The sequence below is a fragment of the Streptomyces sp. NBC_00252 genome (assembly GCF_036187565.1).
Taxonomy (GTDB): Bacteria; Actinomycetota; Actinomycetes; order Streptomycetales; family Streptomycetaceae; genus Streptomyces.
Window position 1 is genome coordinate 3,060,837 of the sequence record NZ_CP108087.1, and the last position, 19,942, is coordinate 3,080,778.

Below are 19,942 nucleotides of genomic sequence, written 5' to 3' on the forward strand. Positions count from 1 at the left end.
TGGTCGGTCTCCCATCGCATGGACCGACGCCCGCCCTGCCGGCGAGCGCCGAGTGAGCCCCCCGACCCTTCCGTTCCCGTACGGGAATCCCCGGAACCCTGCGGAAACCCTTCCCGACTCCACGCATATCGCGCCCCAACCCTCAATCCGGGCAGGGGAGTTGCCGGAAAACCACGCTGTACGGCCGCTCCCTCGGGTACAGCCGACGGACTCAGGTCTCGGTGCAGATTCCCTGTTGGTGATCCACACGGTGGTGCATCCAGAGCACCACGTCGCAGACCCGCAGCGCACTGACAGTCGCGGGTACGTCGGCGGACTGTCGTAGGGCCGTCAGTTCACGGTGCAGGGCATGGTTGTCAGCACGCAGCGCGCCATGCAACTCGAGCCAGAATGACTTCGGCCGACCGAGAACGCAGCGAACTACCTGGTCGTAGACGGGCAGCAGCCGAGGCCGTTTCCGGGCAAGAAGCTTGCCCGCCGTCACCCACCCAATTCCGGGCTGATCGCAGAGCACGCGCCAGGCAGTGTGTGCCGGCGACTCTTCGGCCAGGTCGGCAGTCTCGGCATCAACCATGTCGATGTCGAAGGGAACACTGCTCAGCAGCTTGGACAACCGGACACCAAGGTCGCCTTCTAGAAGATCTAGGGCCACCTGCGCGGGAATCCTGACCGACAGGGTCTGCACAGCGATCAGGTCGTCGGCGGTAACTACGTTCGCGACCGCCTGACGGTCCCCGCCGCCGGCAAGGTGCTCGAAACGACTACCCGTGAACGGCGCTGCTTCATGGAGCAGGTTGGTGCCGAAGTAACGCTGGAGATTCAATACGGCCTGATCAGAGGTGATGAGGCTGCTCAGTCGGCGAGCAAGCGGCGGTTGACTCAACGCCGCAACCAGGCAGCGAAGGCATCGACAAGACCGGCGTAGAACCGCTCATCGGGCACCGATCCCGGGTTCTTGCTCGCGTCATAGAAGGCGACGTTGGTGAAGCTAGCGGAGGCGGAGGCGTTGAGGTTCTTGTAGAACGCGAGCTTGCCGCGCCCGAACCCGACGAACAGCCAGAACACTCCAAGTGATGCCGTGTTCTGTAGTAGTGAGCGGACCTCGGCCTTGTCCCAGGGCTCATCACCGACCTGAGTCACGATGAAGGCGGGATCAGAAGCGCCGGATTCCTGGTAGTGCCCAACTGCACGACGCATGGCGTCGGCAACATTGCCCCACCCCCAGTCGACCTGGGTATGCAACTGCCCAATGCGGCCACGGTAGTTGTCCAACCGGATCTCCTCCAGGAAGGGTTCCCGTCCGCTGGAGAAGACCACGGGCACGGTGCCGTCGTCGTCGAGGTTGGCCGACAGCGCCAAGACACGCTCAGCGAAGGCTTGCACAGCGAATGACTCGTACAACTCTTCCATGTCCCAGTCGTGATCCAGGATCAGGTACACCGCCGCCCGCCTGCTCGCGATGTCCCGGTTCACAAGGGCCTTGCCGGCCTGACGCGCCGGAGACAGCAGACCGGGGGCCACCCGTTCGACCTTCGACAAGTCCACCGCAGACCCCGCCGGACTTGAGTTCCGACGCCCTTGGGCGGGAAGAGACGAAGGGGTGGGAACGGGCTCGGGTTCGACATCCACTCCGTAGTCGGTGGCCAGACCAGCCAAGCCGGAGGCATACCCCTGTCCCACAGCACGGATCTTCCATTCCGCGTTCCGCCGATAGAGTTCCGCCAGAACCACTACGGTCTCACCGGACATAAAGTCCGGAGCGGTGAACGACAGAGTCGGCGACCCTGACTGGGTAACCGTCAGAAGCGGTGCACGGGTGAAGACCGCGCCGGGCTGCAGCGGGTCGGCACTCACCACAACAACCACTCGGTCCACGTCGGCCGGCACGCGCACGAGATCGGCCGTGACCGCTGGGCCGGCGATCGACACTCCGTCTTGGGACGGGTGGTTGTAGAAGATCAAGTCGTCGTCGCTGCGAACCCTGCCGTCCGCCCCCAACAACAGTGCCGAGACATCCGCAGCCAAGCCCTGAACCGACACCGCCATTACCACCGGCGTCGCCATGAGTGTGTGGTTCTCCCCTTTACGCAACGACGTCGTTTGCATCCTCGCCCCCTTGATCGCTGAGAGGGAAACGGTAGTCCGCTGGTTCTTGGCCGTCTCAACTTTGAGCGGAATGCGCCCCTAAGGTGACTGCGGTCCTCACCTCCCTACACGGATGTCGAATCTCCCAGGGGCGGATGAGCCTCACACGTACTCCCGAAGCGTCTGTTAGTGCCACACTGTGCCCCCTGGGGAAAGGGGTGGGCATGGGATTCGGGTTCCGTGTCGGCGTGCCTGGGCTGAGTGTTCGCGTCTCGACACGAGGCGTGCGAACGTCTGTCGGTCCGCGTGGGGCAAGGCTCAGTACGGGCAGTGGCGGCGCAAGGGTGTCGACAGGACTGGGCCCCTTCTACGCGTCGAGTTCCCTCCGTGGCAGTCGTCGCCGGACCAGTACGCGTCGAACCACGCAAACTCGATCGGTTGCCCCTTCGGCCGGCCAGTTGGAGCGAGCGCGCCGTCAAGCGGAACGAGCACAACAGGAGGCGGAACGCGACGCCGCCATCGCTCAACTGCAAGAGCTCAGGCGGCAGATGACCAGCGTCCACTTGCAGACCTTCACCGCTGCACAACCGCCCTTGATCCCAGCCACTCCACAGCTCGGCCTGCCATGGGCACTCGCCGAAGCCCAGACATTCCACCTGCACGGAGTGAGTCGACTCGCACGAACCGAACGGGCTGCCGCAAAGCGGCGCGCACAACAGGACGCCCCCGCGTACCTTGCCTCGGAGACAGCGCGTCTGAACGCCGTTCGTGAACGGATGGTCGCCGAGGCCGGACAGTGGTGGCGCGCATTGGTCGCCAACGACGAGGCCACCGTCTGCCAGGCGGTGAACAGCGCCTTCTCCGACAATCCAGCGGCCGGCTGCGCAGTCGCCGTGGACGGCTCGGTCCTGTCCGTCGTGATGCGACAGCAGGACCTCGACACGATGCCCACCCAGACCGCAGGCCTGACCCCCGGCGGCCGTCCCACCCTTAAGAATCTCACCAAACGCGACCGAACTCTGTGGTGGTTGACAGCCATGGGCTCCAGCATCGTCGCCACTCTCAAGGAGGGCTTCGCGACCGCACCCGGCATCGAAGCCATCGACTTGGCCGTCATGACACGTCTCCCCGACACACAGCGACTCGGCTTCGTCGCCTACGGCCGCTGGACACGGCAGGCGATCGAGTCAACACCGTGGCGAGTGCCTGAGGATGCCCTACGCTTCCTGGATATCGGGCAGGACAACGCCTGTTCCGTCACCACCACTGCCTCGGGCAACCCTTCCACCACCCTCAGACAACTGGACACCACACGCATTGCCGGTCTGCAGTCTCTGCTGGAGGGCGCCCAAGACGACTCCAGCTCTGGTGAACCGTCCCTCGCCGACCTGGACATTGCCCTCGGCGCCAACACGCTTCCCGACCTCGGCGCCGCAGTCGGCGATCCGTACCGGATCAGAATGTTCGCCGAGTGGACGCAAGGGACTCTTTCACCACCACCGGTGCCCGTTGCTCCTCCGGCCACCCCTACGGTGCTCATCCCGGGCCAGACCCTCGTCCTGCCTGAGGAAGCCTGGCAGGGACTCCGTGTCTCCTTCACCTTTGCCGGCGCGGACGCAGACCTCACCCTGTTCCTGCTCGGGAACGACAACCGGGTCAGCGCTGACGAAGATTTCGTCTTTTACAACCAGCCCTCCGCTGCTGACGGAAGCGCGCGTCTCCTCGGCAAACAACAGGAAGGATCCCAGACGGCGGAACGAGCCACCGTCCATCTTTCCGCTCTACCGGACCGAGTGCACCGGGTCGCCATCGCCATCAACATGGATGTCGACACCGGACTGACCTGCGGGTCCCTCACTCACGCAACGTTGGATCTGAACTGTGTAATCGGCAGCTCCTGGACTTTCAGGCCTCCCACCGATCCTTCCATTCGGGCCATGGTCATCACCGAGCTCTATCGGCACAGCGCCAACGGCAACCCCGTGTGGAAGCTTCGGGCCCTTGGGCAGGGCTGGGCGGATGGGCTCGACGGCCTCGCTCGGGCGTACGGCGTCGACGTCGAGTAACCGGGTCCATCACGCGTTGGCGTTTCACCCGGACGAACGCCCGGCCGACGCTCGTCACACCTCTGGCTTGAGCGACCGGGAGAACCCCGCACTGCGGGAGATCCGCGACGCCGAGGAGCCAGGACGATCAGAATCGAAGCCGCAAGAGCAGCCTATTCAAGAGGTCCAGCACCGTCGCCCAGCCAATCCTGACCAGAAGACCAACCGGCAACGTCAGATTAGGTCAGGTACGCAACGAGTCCCCTACCAAGGGATCAGCTCACTAGGCCGAGGTTGATCAGACGAAAACCCATCGCCGAATCGCTGACATCGAAAACTGCGGCCAAAGCGGTTGTACAACGATCTGGATCCTGCCGAACAGTCACGGGTAGCCGCTCGAGTTCCGATCGGACAAGCCCAGCTGGCATCAGCACGCTTGCAGCGAAGGCGTTCGCCTCGATCTCCTCACGGTCGGTCGCCATGCTCGACGTCTTGTCCCGGAGGTTGACTCTGACAGGTCGGTCCAGCACGACTTCACGCCCGGGGTGCAACAGGAAATGTCCCAGCTCATGGGCGATGGTGAACCGCTGACGATGGCTGGAGTGGGAATCGTTGACGCCCACAACCGGCGACTGGCCATCCTGGCGAACGAGCATGCCGGACACATCACCGTCCTTGAATGAACTACGGGATACGACGACACCGAGCTGAGCGGCCAAGCGCTCCACGTTGACGGGCGGCAAGATCTCACCCGCCTCCGCCAGGAGTCGATCGGCAGCCTGTTCCGCTCGCCTAGCCACGATCTGCCTCCTTCTGTGCATTGGCCAACACGCTTTGCGCCCAGCCACGTGCGTCTTCCGGCAACTCGTCCAAGACGTCCGAGCGACCGTCGGGCTCGGGCAACAGAGATTCGGGCTCCACCTGCAGTACCGCAGCGAACTCGAAGAGCATGTGCAACGCGACCCTTTGGCGTCCCTTCTCAATGTTGCTGATCGACGTGCGGTTGAGCCCCACGGCGCCCCCCAGTTCCTGCTGGTTCATTCCTTGGGCGGCACGCGCCCTCCGAACCCGCTCCCCGAACGCCTCATAGAACCCGTCCATGTGTTCGCATCCTCTCGCACTCACGCCACCACTTCCAGTCTCACCAACACTGTTGCTCAAACTGGAATGCTTGTGGTTTCCTAGAGTGGAAACGGGTGGGGGCAGAGCACAGAGAGGTACCCCATGGTTCGAAAAGAGTCCCTTGCGCAGCTCCTCGACGAAGGACGCCGCAAGATCCAGGTGACCGACAAGGAACTCGACGAGGCCAAGCGGCGCCGCCGACTTCTGGCCGCGTCCGCACGCCGGGCTTTCCCCGGATCGACCACCTACTTCAACGGCAGCGTCGCGCACGGCGACGCAAACACGCCCCTGACCGACGTCGACCTCGGAGTCGTCCTCACCAAGAAGGACGCCGAGCCCTACGGTCCGGGCAAGAAGGGCGCCCTGCCGCTCATGGAGATCGTCCGTGACGCGATCCACGAAGACCTCGACACGGAGTTCCCGAAGCTGACCATCGAGGTCGTCGGCCGCCGCCGTGCCATCCTCGTGCGCTTCGGTGACCCCGTGACCCGGGGCCAGGACGACTTCACCGCGGACGTCATGACCGCACTGCCGCACCCCTCCGGCCGCGGACTGTGCATCCCCAACACGAAGATCGCGGATCAGTGGGACCGCGCCGACCCGATCACGCACACCCAGATGGTGCTCCAGGCCATCACGGACACGAAGGTCGTGTTCGCCCGCACGGTCCGGCTGCTGAAGCACTGGAACTGCACGCACAGCAAGCCCATGTGCTCCTGGAACATCAAGGCCCTCTGCCTCGGGTGCCTCGACGAGCCCATGCCTCTGATCAACGCGCTCCAGGTCTTCTTCACCTACGCGGCGGACGAGATCGACAAGGGCCCGACACCGGACCCGGCCCACGTGGCCGGCCCCATCCCCCTGAACATGACGCGCCGCGAGGTCCACGAACGACTGTGCACCGCGCGTGACTACGTCGACCTCGCGATCGAGCACGAGGCAGCCGGACGCCCGCTCAGCGCCCAGCACGCACTCCACCAGGTCCTCCCCGAGCTCGTCCCGGACGCGGATGCCACACAGGAGGAAGCCGCACGGCTGGCAACGACGGTCCGCTCGGGCGGCACGGCCGCCACCGGTCTCGGACTCGCCGTCGGACTCGTCACGCCCACCCGGGCCTGGGGAATCTGAGCCATGGCGACCTGGTACGGGGCTCAGCCTTTCTGGTGGGCCCCGTTCGAACGCGACGCCCGGCGACGCTTCGGCTCCGCCCTCCAGCACACGTACCGCCGCGGCTCACTGACGTATGAACTCACGGGACTCGACGTCATCGGCGAGCCCGAGCCGATCGACGTCAGCATCAGGTTCTACGAGAATCCGCCCTACCCGACCTACGACCAGAAGCCCCAGGACTTCCCTCGCGTGCACGCCAAACCAGGGGCATCTTCAAAGCACCGGTACACAGACGACGACGCCCTCTGCCTCTGGCACCCGCTCGATCCGGAAGCACGACGGTGGACGAGTTCGAAAGGACTCCTGGACCTCATCGAGATTGTCCGCACACACTTGTTCCTCGAACGCTACTGGCGGCTCACCGGCGGTGAGCACGGCGGTCAGTGGCTGATTGAGGACGCCCCGCACGGCATGCCGGGGAGTGGTGCATGGAGGTCATCGCGGCGACAGCGGCGACGAGCGGCGGGTGGACCTGGTCCCAGACCACCGCGCTGATCGTCCCCTTCGTCGCCGTGTTCGGGGCCTTCCTCACGTACACCCTCAACCAGCGGGCGGTGAGGCGGGAGCACCAGGCGAAGACCTTCGCCGAAGCCCTGACCGCGGTCGAGGAATACCTGGAGATGCCGTACCGCATACGACGCCGCCCGGCGTCCTCGGACCTGGTCCGGCAGCAACTCACGGACGAGGTCAGCAGTCTGCTGGCGCGCATGGCGTTCCACCAGGCATGGCTCCAGATCGAAGCGTCGTCCGTCGCGGGGCCGTACGCGATCCTCGTCGCCACGGCCCGCGCTGAAGCCGGCGCACAGATGAGTCTCGCCTGGCAGCAGCCGCCCATCAGGACCGATGAGGGGATGAACCTCGGCGCGGCCTACCCACGCGACCGCTCAACAGCCGCCCGTGCAGACTGCATTGAGGTCATGCGCCGTCACCTCTGACAGGCGGCAGTGATCTTGATGTCAACCATTCCTCTTTCGTGCCGACTGAAAATCCTCGTCACAATGCCGCGCCCGCCCCTACAACCCCACGATCTTGTTCCACTCCTTCGCGAACTCCACCCGCTCCGTCGACGTGATGTCCCGCGCGATCGCGAGGTGCTTCCGCATCGTCGAGTCCGGGAAGATCAGCGGGTTCGCGGCCAGCTCCGCGGTGTCCTTGTCCTTGGAGTCCGCGAGGACCGCCTGGGCGGCCGGGACCGGGCAGACGTAGTTGACCCAGGCGGCGAGTTCGGCGGCGACCTCGGGCTCGTAGTAGTAGTCGATGAGGCGTTCCGCGTTGGTCTTGTGGCGGGCCAGGTCCGGGATCATCAGGGAGTCCGCCCAGAGTTCGGCGCCCTCCTCGGGGACGACGAAGCGGATGTCCGGGTTGTCGGCCTGGAGCTGGATCACGTCGCCGGAGTAGGCCTGACAGGCGAGGACGTCGCCGCTGACCAGGTCCTTGGTGTAGTCGTTGCCGGTGAAGCGGCGGATCTGGTTGCGGCTGATCTGGGTCCGCACCTGGTCGCACACCTTGTGGAAGTCGGCGGCGGTCCACTTGGTGATGTCGACGCCGTTGCCCTGCATCAGCAGCGCGAACGCCTCGTCGAGCCCGGAGAGCAGGGTGACCCGGCCCTTCAGGTCGCTCGCCCACAGGTCGGAGACATGGCGGATCTCGCGGCCCAGCTTGCGGTGGTTGTAGGCGATGCCGGTGATGCCCGACTGCCACGGCACGGTGTAGCGGCGGCCCGGGTCGAAGGCGGGCGAACTGAGCTGCGGGTCGAGGTACTTGGCCACGTTGGGCTGCGCGGACCGGTCCATCCGCTGGACCCAGCCGAGGTGGACGAACCGCGCGCACATCCAGTCGCTCATGACGATCAGGTCGCGGCCGGTCTGCTGGTGGTTCATGAGCGCCGGGCTGATCTTGCCGAAGAACTCGTCGTTGTCGTTGATCTCCTCGATGTAGTCGACGGAGATCCCGGTGCGCTTCTCGAAGGCGTCGAGCGTGGGCCGCTTCGTGGCGTCGTTGTCATCGGTGTCGATGTACAGCGGCCAGTTCGCCCAGGTCAGCCGCTTGTCCTTGGTGGACAGATCGGCGCCGGCGCGATCGCCCGCCTTCACATACGCGGCGGGCACACCGCACCCGGCGAGCGCGCCGAGCGCGGCGGTCCCGCCGAGCGCGCGCAGCAGGGAGCGACGGGAGGGCGAGTACGACTTCGGAGTCTGGGGCACCCGCGCAGCATGACCCGGTCGCCTGTCCCCGATCAATGGACGCTGCGTCGAGCGGGTTCCTGTGGACCCGACACCTTGTCGATCGGTTGCCTGTGAAGTAACCGCACGTTCACACGGAGCGGGGCCGACGCGCGGTCGTCGTGGACACCGGGCAGGGTGCCGGCACCGCGGGAGCCAGGCCCCCCGGGACGCAACAGCGCGGCCCCGCAGGGGAGTTGATCCCGTGCGGGGCCGCGCCGTGTACGTCCGGTCGGGCGCCGTAGCCTACGCGTCCAGCGACGTCATGACGTGCTTGATCCGCGTGTAGTCCTCGAAGCCGTAGCCCGACAGGTCCTTGCCGTAGCCCGACTTCTTGAAGCCGCCGTGGGGCATCTCGGCGACCAGCGGGATGTGGGTGTTGATCCACACGCAGCCGAAGTCCAGGGACTTCGACAGCCGCATCGCGCGCCCGTGGTCCTTCGTCCAGACCGAGGAGGCCAGCGCGTAGTCGACGCCGTTGGCCCACTCGATGGCCTGGGCCTCGTCCGTGAAGGACTGGACGGTGATGACCGGGCCGAAGACCTCGTTCTGGATGATCTCGTCGTCCTGCTTCAGGCCCGAGACGACGGTCGGGGCGTAGAAGTAGCCCTTCTCGCCGACCCGGTGACCGCCGGACTCGACCTTGGCGTGCGCGGGCAGCCGCTCGATGAAGCCGGTGACCTGCTTGAGCTGGTTGGCGTTGTTGAGCGGGCCGTACAGCACGTCCTCGTCGTCCGGTTGGCCCGTCTTCGTCTCGGACGCGGCCTTCGCGAGCGCCGCCACGAACTCGTCGTGGATCGACTCCTGGACCAGGACGCGCGTCGCCGCGGTGCAGTCCTGTCCGGCGTTGAAGAAGCCCGCGACCGAGATGTCCTCGACGGCCTTGGCGATGTCGGTGTCCTCGAAGACCACGACGGGGGCCTTGCCGCCCAGCTCCAGGTGGACCCGCTTGAGGTCCTTGGACGCGGACTCGGCGACGGACATGCCGGCGCGCACCGAGCCGGTGATGGAGGCCATCGCCGGGGTGTGGTGCTCGACCATCGCGCGGCCGGTGTCGCGGTCGCCGCACACGACGTTGAAGACGCCCTTGGGCACGATCGAGCCGATGATCTCGGCGATCAGGACGGTGGAGGCGGGGGTGGTGTCCGAGGGCTTCAGCACCACGGTGTTGCCCGCGGCCAGCGCCGGGGCGAACTTCCAGACCGCCATCATCATCGGGTAGTTCCACGGCGCGACCTGCGCGCAGACGCCGATCGGCTCGCGGCGGATGATCGAGGTCATGCCCTCCATGTACTCGCCGGCCGAGCGGCCTTCGAGCATCCGGGCCGCGCCCGCGAAGAAGCGGATCTGGTCGACCATGGGCGGGATCTCTTCGGAGCGGGTGAGCCCGATCGGCTTGCCGGTGTTCTCCACCTCGGCGGCGATCAGCTCCTCCGCGCGCTCCTCGAACGCGGCGGCGATGTCCAGCAGGTACTTCTGCCGCTTGGCCGGGGTCTCGTCCCGCCAGGCCGGGAAGGCCGCGGCGGCGGCCACCATGGCGGCGTCGACGTCCGCCTCGCCGGACAGCGGGGCGGTCGCGTACGCCTCGCCGGTCGCCGGGTTGACCACCTCGGTGGTCCGTCCGTCGGCGGCGTCCCGGAACTCACCGTCGATGTAATTGCGCAGACGACGCAGCTCGGTGCTCACTGCCGGCCCTCCAAGGTCTGGGTGTCCAATCACTGAGACACCCACCCTAATCGCCCAGCCCACGTTTTCAACACCCCCGATCGCGCCAGGGCTACGAAATCCGCAAGTCTTGACCACGTAAACAACGAATTTCATCGAAGCGGCCTTGCGGAACGGTCGAGACGTCGTGCACAGTGAAGCCGTGGCCAGTCGAAGCGCAGACCAGAGGGACTCCCGCGAGTCCAGGAACGGCAGTACTCCTCACTTGGACGCCGTTTCCCTCGCCATCATCGAGCAGCTCCAGGAGGACGGCCGCCGGCCGTACGCCGCGATCGGCAAGGCCGTCGGCCTGTCCGAGGCGGCCGTGCGCCAGCGCGTCCAGAAGCTGCTCGACCAGGGCGTCATGCAGATCGTCGCCGTCACGGACCCGCTCACCGTGGGCTTCCGCAGGCAGGCGATGGTCGGGGTGAACGTCGAGGGCGATGTCGAGCACGTGGCGGACGCGCTGACGGCCATGCCGGAAGTGGAGTACGTGGTGATGACCGCGGGCTCGTACGACCTCCTCGCCGAGATCGTCTGCGAGGACGACGACCACCTGCTGGACGTCATCAACAAACGCATCCGGGCGCTGCCCGGCGTGCGCTCCACCGAGAGCTTCGTTTATCTGAAGCTCAAGAAGCAGACCTACATGTGGGGAACCCGATAACCGTGAGCAAGGACCTCAGCCGCACCGCGTACGACCACCTGTGGATGCACTTCACCCGCATGTCCTCGTACGAGAACGCGCCCGTTCCCACGATCGTCCGTGGCGAGGGCACCTACATCTACGACGACAAGGGCAAGCGCTACCTCGACGGTCTCGCGGGTCTGTTCGTGGTCCAAGCCGGGCACGGCCGTGCCGAACTGGCCGAGACCGCGGCCAAGCAGGCCAAGGAACTGGCGTTCTTCCCCATCTGGTCGTACGCCCACCCGAAGGCCGTGGAGCTGGCGGAGCGTCTCGCCCACCACGCGCCCGGCGACCTGAACAAGGTCTTCTTCACCACCGGCGGCGGCGAGGCCGTCGAGACCGCCTGGAAGCTCGCCAAGCAGTACTTCAAGCTGCAGGGCAAGCCCACGAAGTACAAGGTCATCTCCCGCGCGGTCGCCTACCACGGCACCCCGCAGGGCGCCCTGTCCATCACCGGACTCCCGGCGCTGAAGGCCCCGTTCGAGCCGCTCGTCCCGGGCGCGCACAAGGTGCCGAACACCAACATCTACCGCGCCCCGCTCTTCGGCGACGACCCGGAGGCCTTCGGCCGCTGGGCCGCCGACCAGATCGAGCAGCAGATCCTGTTCGAGGGCCCGGAGACGGTCGCGGCCGTCTTCCTGGAGCCGGTGCAGAACGCGGGCGGCTGCTTCCCGCCCCCGCCCGGCTACTTCCAGCGCGTGCGCGAGATCTGCGACCAGTACGACGTGCTGCTCGTGTCGGACGAGGTCATCTGCGCCTTCGGCCGCCTGGGCACGATGTTCGCCTGCGACAAGTTCGACTACGTGCCGGACATGATCACCTGCGCCAAGGGCATGACCTCGGGCTACTCCCCGATCGGCGCCTGCATCATCTCCGACCGCCTGGCCGAGCCGTTCTACAAGGGCGACAACACCTTCCTGCACGGCTACACCTTCGGCGGCCACCCGGTCTCCGCCGCGGTCGGCCTCGCCAACCTCGACATCTTCGAGCGCGAGGGCCTCAACCAGCACGTCCTCGACAACGAGGCCAACTTCCTGCAGACCCTGCAGAAGCTGCACGACCTCCCGATCGTCGGCGACGTCCGCGGCAACGGCTTCTTCTACGGCATCGAGCTCGTCAAGGACAAGGCCACCAAGGAGACCTTCACGGACGAGGAGTCGGAGCGCGTGCTCTACGGCTTCGTCTCCAAGAAGCTCTTCGAGTACGGCCTCTACTGCCGCGCCGACGACCGCGGTGACCCGGTCATCCAGCTGTCGCCGCCGCTGATCTCCGACCAGTCGACCTTCGACGAGATCGAGGGCATCGTCCGCCAGGTCCTCACGGAGGCGTGGACGAAGCTCTAGCCTTCGGCGATTCAACGGTTTATACGGCCCGGGGTGCACCCGTTCGAGTGAGAAGGGTGCACCCCGGGCCGTGTGCTGTCCGGGGTCGCGCCCCCATCGTCCTTAGCGTGCCTGGTAACCGATCGGCCCCGTCCTCGTTCCCCCGCAAGGGGGACGCGGTACGGAAAACGGATCAGAACGAGGTGTACGCGCATGGTGGCCCCGCCGGACAACGACGTGCTCTGGGCACGCGCCCTGCACTTCCAGCACCACGACGGAACGCCCGCGCTGGGCGGTGTCTCGCTCGGTGTCCGGGAGGGCGAGATCCTCGCCGTCAGCGGCCCGCGCGGCAGCGGCAAGACGACCCTGCTGCGCTGTCTCTCCGGCCTGGAGCGCCCCGGCCGCGGCGAGGTCTGGTTCAACAGCGTGCCCGTGCACACCATGGGCCCGCTCACCCGCGAACGGCTGCGCCGCGACCGCTTCGGCTGGATCGACCCGGCCCCCGTGCTCGTCCCGGAGCTGAACGTCTGGGAGAACGCGGCCCTCCCCCTGATGCTGCGCGGCACCAGCCGCCGCCGTGCCAAGACCGCCGCCCTGGAGTGGCTGGACCGTCTCGACATCGGCGACCACGCCCGCAAACGCCCGCACGAGCTGCGCCAGGCGGAACGCCAGCGCGTCTCGATCGCCCGCGCGCTGGCCCCGGCCCCCACGGTCCTGTTCGCCGACGAGCCGACGGCCCCACTGCACCGCGCGGACCGCGCCCAGGTGCTGCGCACGCTCACCACGGCGGCCCGCTCGCACGGCATCACCGTCGTCCTCGCGACCCACGAGGCGGAGACCGCGGCCCTCGCGGACCGCACGGTGTCGCTCCTGGACGGCCGCCGGGTGAACACGGTTCACCTTCCCCCGGTCGCCGAGTCGGAAGGCCGGGCCGCGTGCTCGCTCTCCGTCTGACCCGCGGCTCGCACCCCGCCGTCCAACTGCGCCGACTGCTGGTCGCGGTGGCCTCGGCGGGCACGGGCTTCCTGCTGCTGTGCGCCCTCGGCTACGCGATGGGCCACCCCGACTCCCCCGCCACCGCGGCCCTCCGCCTGGCCTGGTGCGCGACCCCGCTGGCCGCCACGGTCTACTTCGCGGTGGCCGTCGCCCGCACCGACCCGGCGACGAAACCCCGCCCCGGCCTCTCCGCGATCGGCCTCGGCCCCGGCCGCCTGATGGCGATCTCGGCGACCACGACCGCGCTGGCCTGCACCCTCGGCTCGATGCTGGCCCTCCTCTTCTTCCTCCACCTCCGCGGCGACCTCACCGGCATGCCCTTCGACGGAGCGGCGGCGGAGTTCCTCGCCTCGGACATCCCCCTCCCCCTCCCGGCCGCCCTCACCCTCCTCGCCATCGTCCCGGCGACCGCGTCCGTCTCGGTGGCCCTCACCCTCCGCCCGAAGGACACCTCCCCGAAGGGCGCCCCGAGGTCCTACGGCCGTTTCGGCGCCTACGGCAGATCGGGCACCCGCGAGACCTTCGGGACCTACGGCCGTTTCGGCGCCCACCTGCGAACGGGCAGCCGTAAAGCGGAAGCCGAGGAGACACCCGCCCCGGCGCCCGAGCCCGCGGCCGACGCCGAACCGACCGCCACCGTCACGGGCCCGGTCGACCTCGACCCCACCCGCCCCCCGGCCCCCCGCGAGGTCCCCAAGGGCCTCCCCTGGGGCGTGGCCGTCCTCGCCGCCGGTCTGGCCGTCGAGGCGTACGCGAACCGGACGGCGGACACCGACGGGCTGTCGATGCCCGGCGGTCACGCGGGCGGCCCGGCGGGCGTGCTGGCCGGCTGGGTGCTGACCGCGCTCGGGCTCGCCCTCGCGGGCCCCGGCCTCACCCACCTGTGCGGACGGCTCCTCCAGGCCGTGCGCCCGGGCGCCCTCCGGCTGCTCGCGGGCCGGGTCCTCATGGAGGAGGCGACCCGCATCGGCCGCCCGCTGGGCGTGGTCTGCGCGGTGGCGTCGGGCGCGTACGCGATGACCGCGCTCCACGACACGGACGCGGCCGTCGGCCCGCTCACCACCCTCGGCACGCTCCTGGTGACCGGCTGCACGGTGGCGACCCTGCTCACCTCCGCCGTCGAGGCCCGGCAGGCCCGCGCCGACACCACGGCCGCGCTGGTACGGCTGGGCGCTCCGGCCACCGTGCTGCGCAGCGCGGCGGCCCTGCGCGCGGGCGCGCTGCTCGCCCTGTTCGTGCCGCTGACCGTCGTGATCGCCGAACTCGCGGCACTTCCGCTCGCCCACCGATGAGTTTTCCGCGGACCGCCTGTCTACCCACCGAACAGCACGCACGCCCGATGGGAGAGGCCCCAGCATGTACCAGCAGATGATCTTCGTGAACCTGGCCGTGAACGACGCCGCCGCGTCGAAGAAGTTCTTCACCGAGCTCGGTTTCTCGACCAACCCCCAGTTCAGCACGGACGACACCACGTGTGTCGTGATCAGCGAGACGATCATCGCGATGCTCCTGGAGAAGAAGCGCTACAGCGACTTCACGAAGAAGGACATCGCCGACTCGGCCAGGACCAGCGAGGTGCTGCTGTGTCTGAGCGCCGAGAGCCGCGAGAAGGTCGACGAGCTGATCAACAAGGCGGTCGCGGCGGGCGGCACCGCCAACGACGACATCCAGGACCAGGGCTTCATGTACGGCCGCTCCTTCGAGGACCTGGACAACCACTCCTGGGAGATCGTGTGGATGGACCCGGCGGCCGTCCAGGGCTGAGCGGTCGGGTGCCTAGCATGGGCGCGTGCAGACCAGCCCGGCCCATGCGGCCCATCACGACGAACGCGAGATCGAGACGGTCGAGGACTTCGACGCGATCGTCTCGTCCCGCGGCACTCTCGCAGGACACCGCGTCCAGGGCGTCGATCTGACGGACCGTACGCGGGAGTTGCTCACCACGGACACCTCGGGCGCCGTCTTCCTCGGCTGCCCGATGCGCGACGAGGCGGCCGCGAAGGTCCGCGCCGACGGCGCCCTGGTCTTCCCGCCCGTCCCGCACCTCCCCTTCGACCCCTACCGCGGTCATCTCTACACGCCCGACGAGCTGTTCGCCTCGCTCGACCAGGGCTACGAACAGACCCCGGACGCGCTCGCGTACTCCTGGTTCCAGCGGACCAAGGCCGACGGCGACATATACGCGTCGATGCTGCGCGCGGTCCACGACGACTCCGTTTCCGACGCCCTGGACGAACTCCTGCGCGGCGCACGGGTGGTGGGCGTCATGGGCGGCCACGCGATGGCCCGGGGGACGGAGGCCTACGGCGGTGCCGCGCGCCTGGGACGCGAGCTGAGCCGCGCCGGCTACACCGTGGCGACCGGCGGCGGCCCCGGCGCGATGGAGGCGGCCAACCTGGGCGCGTACGCGGCGCCGTACGAGGACGCGATGCTGGACGAGGCGTGCGAACTCCTCGCCGGATCACCGTCGTTCAGCCCCTCCATCACCGACTGGGCCCGGCGCGCCTTCGAGGTCCGCACCCGCTGGCCGAAGGGCAACCACTCGATCGGCATCCCGACCTGGTTCTACGGCCACGAGCCGCCGAACGCCTTCGCCTCGCACATCGCCAAGTACTTCGCCAACGCCACCCGCGAGGACGGCCTGCTGGCCCGCTCGAACGCCGGCGTGGTGTTCCTGCCGGGCGCGGCCGGGACCGTGCAGGAGATCTTCGACAACGCGACGCCGAACTACTACGAGTCGCGCGGCGAGCCCACCCCGATGGTGCTCGTGGACCGGGAGCACTGGACGGAGCGGCTGCCGACGTGGCCGCTGCTGCGTGCACTTGCCCGGGAACGGCCAATGGAGGCCCGTATCGCCCTCGTTGACCGTATCGAGGAGGCTCCGGACGCGCTGAAACGTCTCTCTGATTAAAGTACCGGTAAAGGCAACTGCCGTACACCGCATATGCATTGACACTGCTTACGCAGCACTTATAGACCAGTGAGACGCCTGGGGGTAGTGGTGCCTCACCTGATTGCCGCTCCATCTCCCCCTAAACCCCCCGCAGTTGCACATCCCGTGAAGGGCAAACGTGTCCATATCTCGACGTTCCGTACGCATCCTCGGTGTCGCGTCCGCCTCGGCCGCACTCGCGCTCGGATTTGCGGGCAACGCGCTCGCCTGCAACATCAGCGAGTTCTCCGCCGAAGCGACGTGTGACGGCACCAGCGGTGTCATCACCGTCACCGACAAGGACGCCTCGGCCACCGAGGCGACCGTCACGGTGTTCCTGGAGAACAACGGCGCCGACGCCAAGCAGATCGGTACGGCGCAGACCATCAAGGGCTCGCGCGAAGGCGTCACCATCACCTTCGCCGAGGACTGGCAGCCGAACGCGACGTACCGCGTTCACGTCAAGGCCGGCAAAGTGGTCGACAAGGACATCACGCCGAACCTGACCACGCCGTCCAAGGCCTGCAAGGCCGAGGAGTCGCCCAGCCCGACCCCGACTCCCACCGAGGCCTCCCCGACCCCGTCGGAGACCGCCTCGACCCCGGCCGAGTCCGACAGCCCGACCCCGTCGGCCACGGAGAGCAGCAGCACCGCTCCCGCGACGACCACGGACAACGCCCCGTCCCCGGCGGCCGGTTCCTCGAACCTCGCCGAGACCGGTGCGAACTCCAACACCGGCATGATCGCCGGCATCGCGGGCGCCTTCGTCGTCGTGGGCGGCGGAGCCGTCTACTTCGGCATGCGCCGTCGTGGTGCGAACAACGGCAGCTGATCAACAGCCGCTGAAACACCTGTTGTTGTGGCCCGTCCGGTTCGTGGGGACGGGCCACACGCATGCGCGGATCGGTTCGGGGGGACTCGTCTGCGCGAATGACCCGCGTACGCGGATCGGTTCAGGGGCGAGTGACCCACCTGCGCGCTAGTCGCCGAGTACGACGATCTCCGCCGCGTCGAACTCCACCCCGACCGCGCTCCCGACCTCCGGCGCCGCCCGCAGCGCGCAGGCCGCCTCCAGGCGCGGCGCGTCCTCCGGCTGGAGCTGTACGGCGACGTGGGTGCCCTTGAAGGTGCGGGCGGTGACCGTGCAGCGCAGGCCCTCGTCGGCGGGCAACAGGCGTACTCCCGCGGGGCGTACGAGGAGGCTGCGCGTTCCCTGAGGGGCGTCCTCAGGGACGGGAACCTTGCCCCAGGGGGTGTCGGCGGCCTCCCCCGCGACCGTGGCCTCCACCACGTTGTCGAAGCCGAGGAAACGGGCCACGAACTCGTCGGCGGGGTGCTGCCAGACTTCGAGCGGCGTACCGGACTGGGCAATTCGCCCGTCCCGCATCACCACCACCCGGTCGGCCAGCGCGAACGCCTCGCCCTGGTCGTGGGTGACCGCGAGCACGGTCGTGCCCAACGTGCCGAAGAGTTCCCGGAGTTCGACGACCAGCCGCTCCCGCAGCGACCGGTCGAGCTGGCCGAGCGGTTCGTCGAGCATGAGGAGCCGGGGCCGGGGCGCCAACGCCCGGGCCAGCGCCACCCGTTGCTGTTCACCGCCGGACAGCCCGGCGACGGCACGGCGGGCCGCGCCCGGCAGTCCGACCAGGTCGAGCAACTCACCCACCCGGTCGTCCTGTTGCCGTTTCGACGCCCCGTGCATCCGCAGCCCGAAGGCCACGTTGCCTGCCACGTCCCGCTGCGGGAACAGCTGATGGTCCTGGAACATCAGACCCACGCCCCGCTTGTGCGCGGGCACGCCGGCCTGGTCCCCGCCGTCGAGCAACACCCGCCCGGCGTCCAGGGGTTGGAGCCCGGCGACCGCCCGCAGCAACGTCGACTTGCCGCTGCCGCTGGGCCCGAGCACACACACGATCTCGTGCTCGGCGACACCCAGGTCGACGGCGTCCAGCACCGGGCGCCCACCGAACCGTACGGTCGCGCCCTCAAGGCTGAGCAGCATGGTCGGCGGCATCTAGAACTCCCCGGTCCGGTCGGTGCGCAGGCGCTCCAGGACCAGCAGGGCCACCGCGCACACCAGCATCAGAATCGTCGAAAGGGCCATCGCCTGGCCGTAGTTGAGATCACCGGGGCGCGACAGCAGGCGGGCCACCGCGACCGGCAGGGTGGGGTTGTCGGGCCGCGCGATGAACACGGTCGCCCCGAACTCGCCCAGCGACACCGCGAACGCGAACCCCGCGGCGATCAGCAACGCCCGCCGCACCAGCGGCAGATCGACCTCGCGCCACACCCGCCACGGCGACGCCCCGAGCACGGCCGCCGCCTCCCGCAGCCGTCCGTCCACCGCCCGCAGCACGGGCAGCATCGTCCGTACGACGAAGGGGACGCCGACCAGCGCCTGCGCGAGCGGCACCAGAATCCATGAACTCCGCAGATCCAGCGGGGGTTTGTCGAGCGAGATCAGGAACCCGAAGCCGACCGTCACCGCCGACACCCCGAGCGGCAGCATCAGCAGCGCGTCGAAGCCCCGCACCAGCCGCCCGGCATCCCGCCGGGTGAGGGCGGCGGCGGCGAGTCCGCCGATCACCACGGCGATGGCGGTGGCGGCGACCGCGTACTCCAGCGAGTTGCCGATCGCGGCGATCGGCGGGACCAGGAAGGTGCCGCCGTCGTCGTGGGTCAGCGCCCGGAAGTACCCGAAGTCCGGTGTGTCCAGGGAGCGTTGGACCAGCACGGCGAGCGGCAGCAGGAGCAGCACGGCGATGGACGCGACGACCCCGGCCAGCAGGGTCCACTGGCCGGCACCGCGCGGGCGCCGTGCGGTCACCGCCGGGTCCACCAGCCGTAGGGCGCTCTCCCGTCGCCGTACCGTCCAGGCGTGCACGGTGAGGATCGCGCCGACCGCGACGAACTGCACGATCGTCAGGACGGCCGCCGTGGACAGGTCGAAGACCTCTGAGGTCTGGCGGTAGATCTCGACCTCGAGGGTGGAGAAGGTCGGGCCGCCGAGGATCTGGACCACGCCGAACGACGTGAAGGTGAAGAGGAAGACCATCAGCGCGGCGGCGGCCACTGCGGGCCCGAGCGCGGGCAGCGTCACCGTCCGCCAGGCCCGCAGCCGGGAGGCGCCGAGCATCCGCGCGGCCTCCTCCTGACGCGGGTCGAGCTGCGCCCAGAGGCCGCCCACCGTCCGTACGACGACCGCGTAGTTGAAGAAGACGTGCGCGAGCAGGATGGCCCACACGGTGGTGTCCAGCCGTACGCCCCACAGGTCGTCGAGGAGTCCGCCGCGGCCGACGAGCGCGAGGAAGGCCGTACCGACGACGACCGTCGGCAGCACGAACGGGACCGTCACGACGGCCCGCAGGACATGCCGGCCCGGGAAGTCGAAGCGCGCGAAGACATACGCGCCGGGGAGCGCGATCAGCAGTGTGAGCGCGGTGGACGCGAGCGCCTGCCAGGTGGTGAACCAGAGGACGTGCCGGATGTCGGACTGACCCAGCACATCCCAGACGCGGCCCAACTGCCAGGCGCCGTCGACCTTGAGACCCCGTCCGACGATCGCGGCGACGGGGTAGGCGAAGAACACCGCGAAGAACGCGACGGGCACGGCCATGAGACCGAGCCGCGTCGCGTTGCCCCTGTTTTTGAGGGAC

18 protein-coding genes are annotated in these 19,942 nt (G+C 68.3%); 10 read left to right on the forward strand and 8 right to left on the reverse strand.

Annotation, left to right across the window (positions count from 1 at the left end):
- Nucleotides 1-211: 211 nt before the first annotated feature.
- Nucleotides 212-883 (reverse strand): DUF6308 family protein, encoded by a 672-nt coding sequence (locus OHT77_RS12945; protein WP_328828474.1) that lies wholly within the window; start codon nucleotides 881-883, stop codon nucleotides 212-214.
- Nucleotides 880-2,106, reverse strand: a complete 1,227-nt coding sequence (locus OHT77_RS12950) for a VWA domain-containing protein (RefSeq protein ID WP_328828476.1) — start codon at nucleotides 2,104-2,106, stop codon at nucleotides 880-882. The genes OHT77_RS12945 and OHT77_RS12950 overlap by 4 nt, the downstream gene beginning before the upstream one ends.
- A gap of 527 nt (nucleotides 2,107-2,633) precedes the next feature.
- On the opposite strand from OHT77_RS12950, the gene OHT77_RS12955 reads away from it, so the two are divergent.
- The gene (locus tag OHT77_RS12955; RefSeq protein WP_328828477.1) at nucleotides 2,634-4,151 is read left to right on the forward strand and encodes a TerD family protein; all 1,518 of its coding nucleotides are present in this window, start codon (nucleotides 2,634-2,636) and stop codon (nucleotides 4,149-4,151) included.
- Between the two features lie 254 nt (nucleotides 4,152-4,405).
- On the opposite strand, the gene OHT77_RS12960 is transcribed toward OHT77_RS12955, so the two are convergent.
- Together OHT77_RS12960 and OHT77_RS12965 are read right to left on the reverse strand one after the other, a co-directional pair.
- Complete coding sequence (locus OHT77_RS12960; RefSeq protein ID WP_328828478.1) at nucleotides 4,406-4,930, reverse strand: ImmA/IrrE family metallo-endopeptidase; 525 nt, start codon at nucleotides 4,928-4,930, stop codon at nucleotides 4,406-4,408.
- Nucleotides 4,923-5,231 carry a helix-turn-helix domain-containing protein gene (locus tag OHT77_RS12965; protein WP_328828479.1) on the reverse strand — a complete coding sequence of 103 codons (309 nt, stop codon included), beginning with the start codon at nucleotides 5,229-5,231 and terminating at the stop codon, nucleotides 4,923-4,925. Before OHT77_RS12965 ends, OHT77_RS12960 begins: the two co-directional genes overlap by 8 nt.
- A 123-nt stretch (nucleotides 5,232-5,354) precedes the next feature.
- Here OHT77_RS12965 and OHT77_RS12970 point away from each other — a divergent pair, with 123 nt between their 5' ends.
- Both OHT77_RS12970 and OHT77_RS12975 read left to right on the forward strand, forming a co-directional pair.
- The gene (locus tag OHT77_RS12970) at nucleotides 5,355-6,380 is read left to right on the forward strand and encodes a hypothetical protein (RefSeq protein WP_328828480.1); all 1,026 of its coding nucleotides are present in this window, start codon (nucleotides 5,355-5,357) and stop codon (nucleotides 6,378-6,380) included.
- Nucleotides 6,381-6,850: 470 nt separating this feature from the next.
- Nucleotides 6,851-7,357, forward strand: coding sequence for a hypothetical protein (locus OHT77_RS12975; RefSeq protein ID WP_328828481.1), 507 nt, complete (start codon nucleotides 6,851-6,853; stop codon nucleotides 7,355-7,357).
- A 78-nt stretch (nucleotides 7,358-7,435) separates the two neighbouring features.
- Here OHT77_RS12975 and OHT77_RS12980 read toward each other — a convergent pair whose 3' ends face one another.
- The gene (locus OHT77_RS12980; RefSeq protein WP_328828482.1) at nucleotides 7,436-8,626 is read right to left on the reverse strand and encodes an extracellular solute-binding protein; all 1,191 of its coding nucleotides are present in this window, start codon (nucleotides 8,624-8,626) and stop codon (nucleotides 7,436-7,438) included.
- 264 nt (nucleotides 8,627-8,890) lie between these two features.
- Nucleotides 8,891-10,330 (reverse strand): gamma-aminobutyraldehyde dehydrogenase, encoded by a 1,440-nt coding sequence (locus OHT77_RS12985; RefSeq protein WP_328828484.1) that lies wholly within the window; start codon nucleotides 10,328-10,330, stop codon nucleotides 8,891-8,893.
- A gap of 166 nt (nucleotides 10,331-10,496) precedes the next feature.
- Between OHT77_RS12985 and OHT77_RS12990 the strand changes: the two genes are divergently transcribed.
- From OHT77_RS12990 to OHT77_RS13020, 7 genes are all read left to right on the forward strand, one after another.
- Nucleotides 10,497-11,015 (forward strand): Lrp/AsnC family transcriptional regulator, encoded by a 519-nt coding sequence (locus tag OHT77_RS12990; RefSeq protein WP_266772979.1) that lies wholly within the window; start codon nucleotides 10,497-10,499, stop codon nucleotides 11,013-11,015.
- On the forward strand, nucleotides 11,000-12,379 hold the full coding sequence (locus OHT77_RS12995; RefSeq protein WP_266772978.1) for an aspartate aminotransferase family protein: 1,380 nt from the start codon (nucleotides 11,000-11,002) through the stop codon (nucleotides 12,377-12,379). The genes OHT77_RS12990 and OHT77_RS12995 overlap by 16 nt, the downstream gene beginning before the upstream one ends.
- 192 nt (nucleotides 12,380-12,571) lie before the next feature.
- Nucleotides 12,572-13,312, forward strand: a complete 741-nt coding sequence (locus OHT77_RS13000; protein WP_266772977.1) for an ABC transporter ATP-binding protein — start codon at nucleotides 12,572-12,574, stop codon at nucleotides 13,310-13,312.
- Nucleotides 13,294-14,646: a hypothetical protein gene (locus OHT77_RS13005; protein ID WP_328828485.1), complete on the forward strand. Its 1,353-nt coding sequence runs from the start codon at nucleotides 13,294-13,296 to the stop codon at nucleotides 14,644-14,646. The genes OHT77_RS13000 and OHT77_RS13005 overlap by 19 nt, the downstream gene beginning before the upstream one ends.
- A 64-nt stretch (nucleotides 14,647-14,710) precedes the next feature.
- Nucleotides 14,711-15,118 (forward strand): VOC family protein, encoded by a 408-nt coding sequence (locus OHT77_RS13010; protein WP_328828487.1) that lies wholly within the window; start codon nucleotides 14,711-14,713, stop codon nucleotides 15,116-15,118.
- 25 nt (nucleotides 15,119-15,143) lie between these two features.
- Nucleotides 15,144-16,265 (forward strand): LOG family protein, encoded by a 1,122-nt coding sequence (locus OHT77_RS13015; protein WP_328828488.1) that lies wholly within the window; start codon nucleotides 15,144-15,146, stop codon nucleotides 16,263-16,265.
- Between the two features lie 160 nt (nucleotides 16,266-16,425).
- Nucleotides 16,426-17,118 carry an LAETG motif-containing sortase-dependent surface protein gene (locus OHT77_RS13020; RefSeq protein ID WP_328828490.1) on the forward strand — a complete coding sequence of 231 codons (693 nt, stop codon included), beginning with the start codon at nucleotides 16,426-16,428 and terminating at the stop codon, nucleotides 17,116-17,118.
- A gap of 147 nt (nucleotides 17,119-17,265) precedes the next feature.
- On the opposite strand, the gene OHT77_RS13025 is transcribed toward OHT77_RS13020, so the two are convergent.
- On the reverse strand, nucleotides 17,266-18,300 hold the full coding sequence (locus OHT77_RS13025) for an ABC transporter ATP-binding protein (protein ID WP_328828492.1): 1,035 nt from the start codon (nucleotides 18,298-18,300) through the stop codon (nucleotides 17,266-17,268).
- Nucleotides 18,301-19,902 (reverse strand): ABC transporter permease, encoded by a 1,602-nt coding sequence (locus tag OHT77_RS13030; protein ID WP_328828494.1) that lies wholly within the window; start codon nucleotides 19,900-19,902, stop codon nucleotides 18,301-18,303. It abuts the gene before it with no gap.
- Nucleotides 19,903-19,942: the final 40 nt, after the last annotated feature.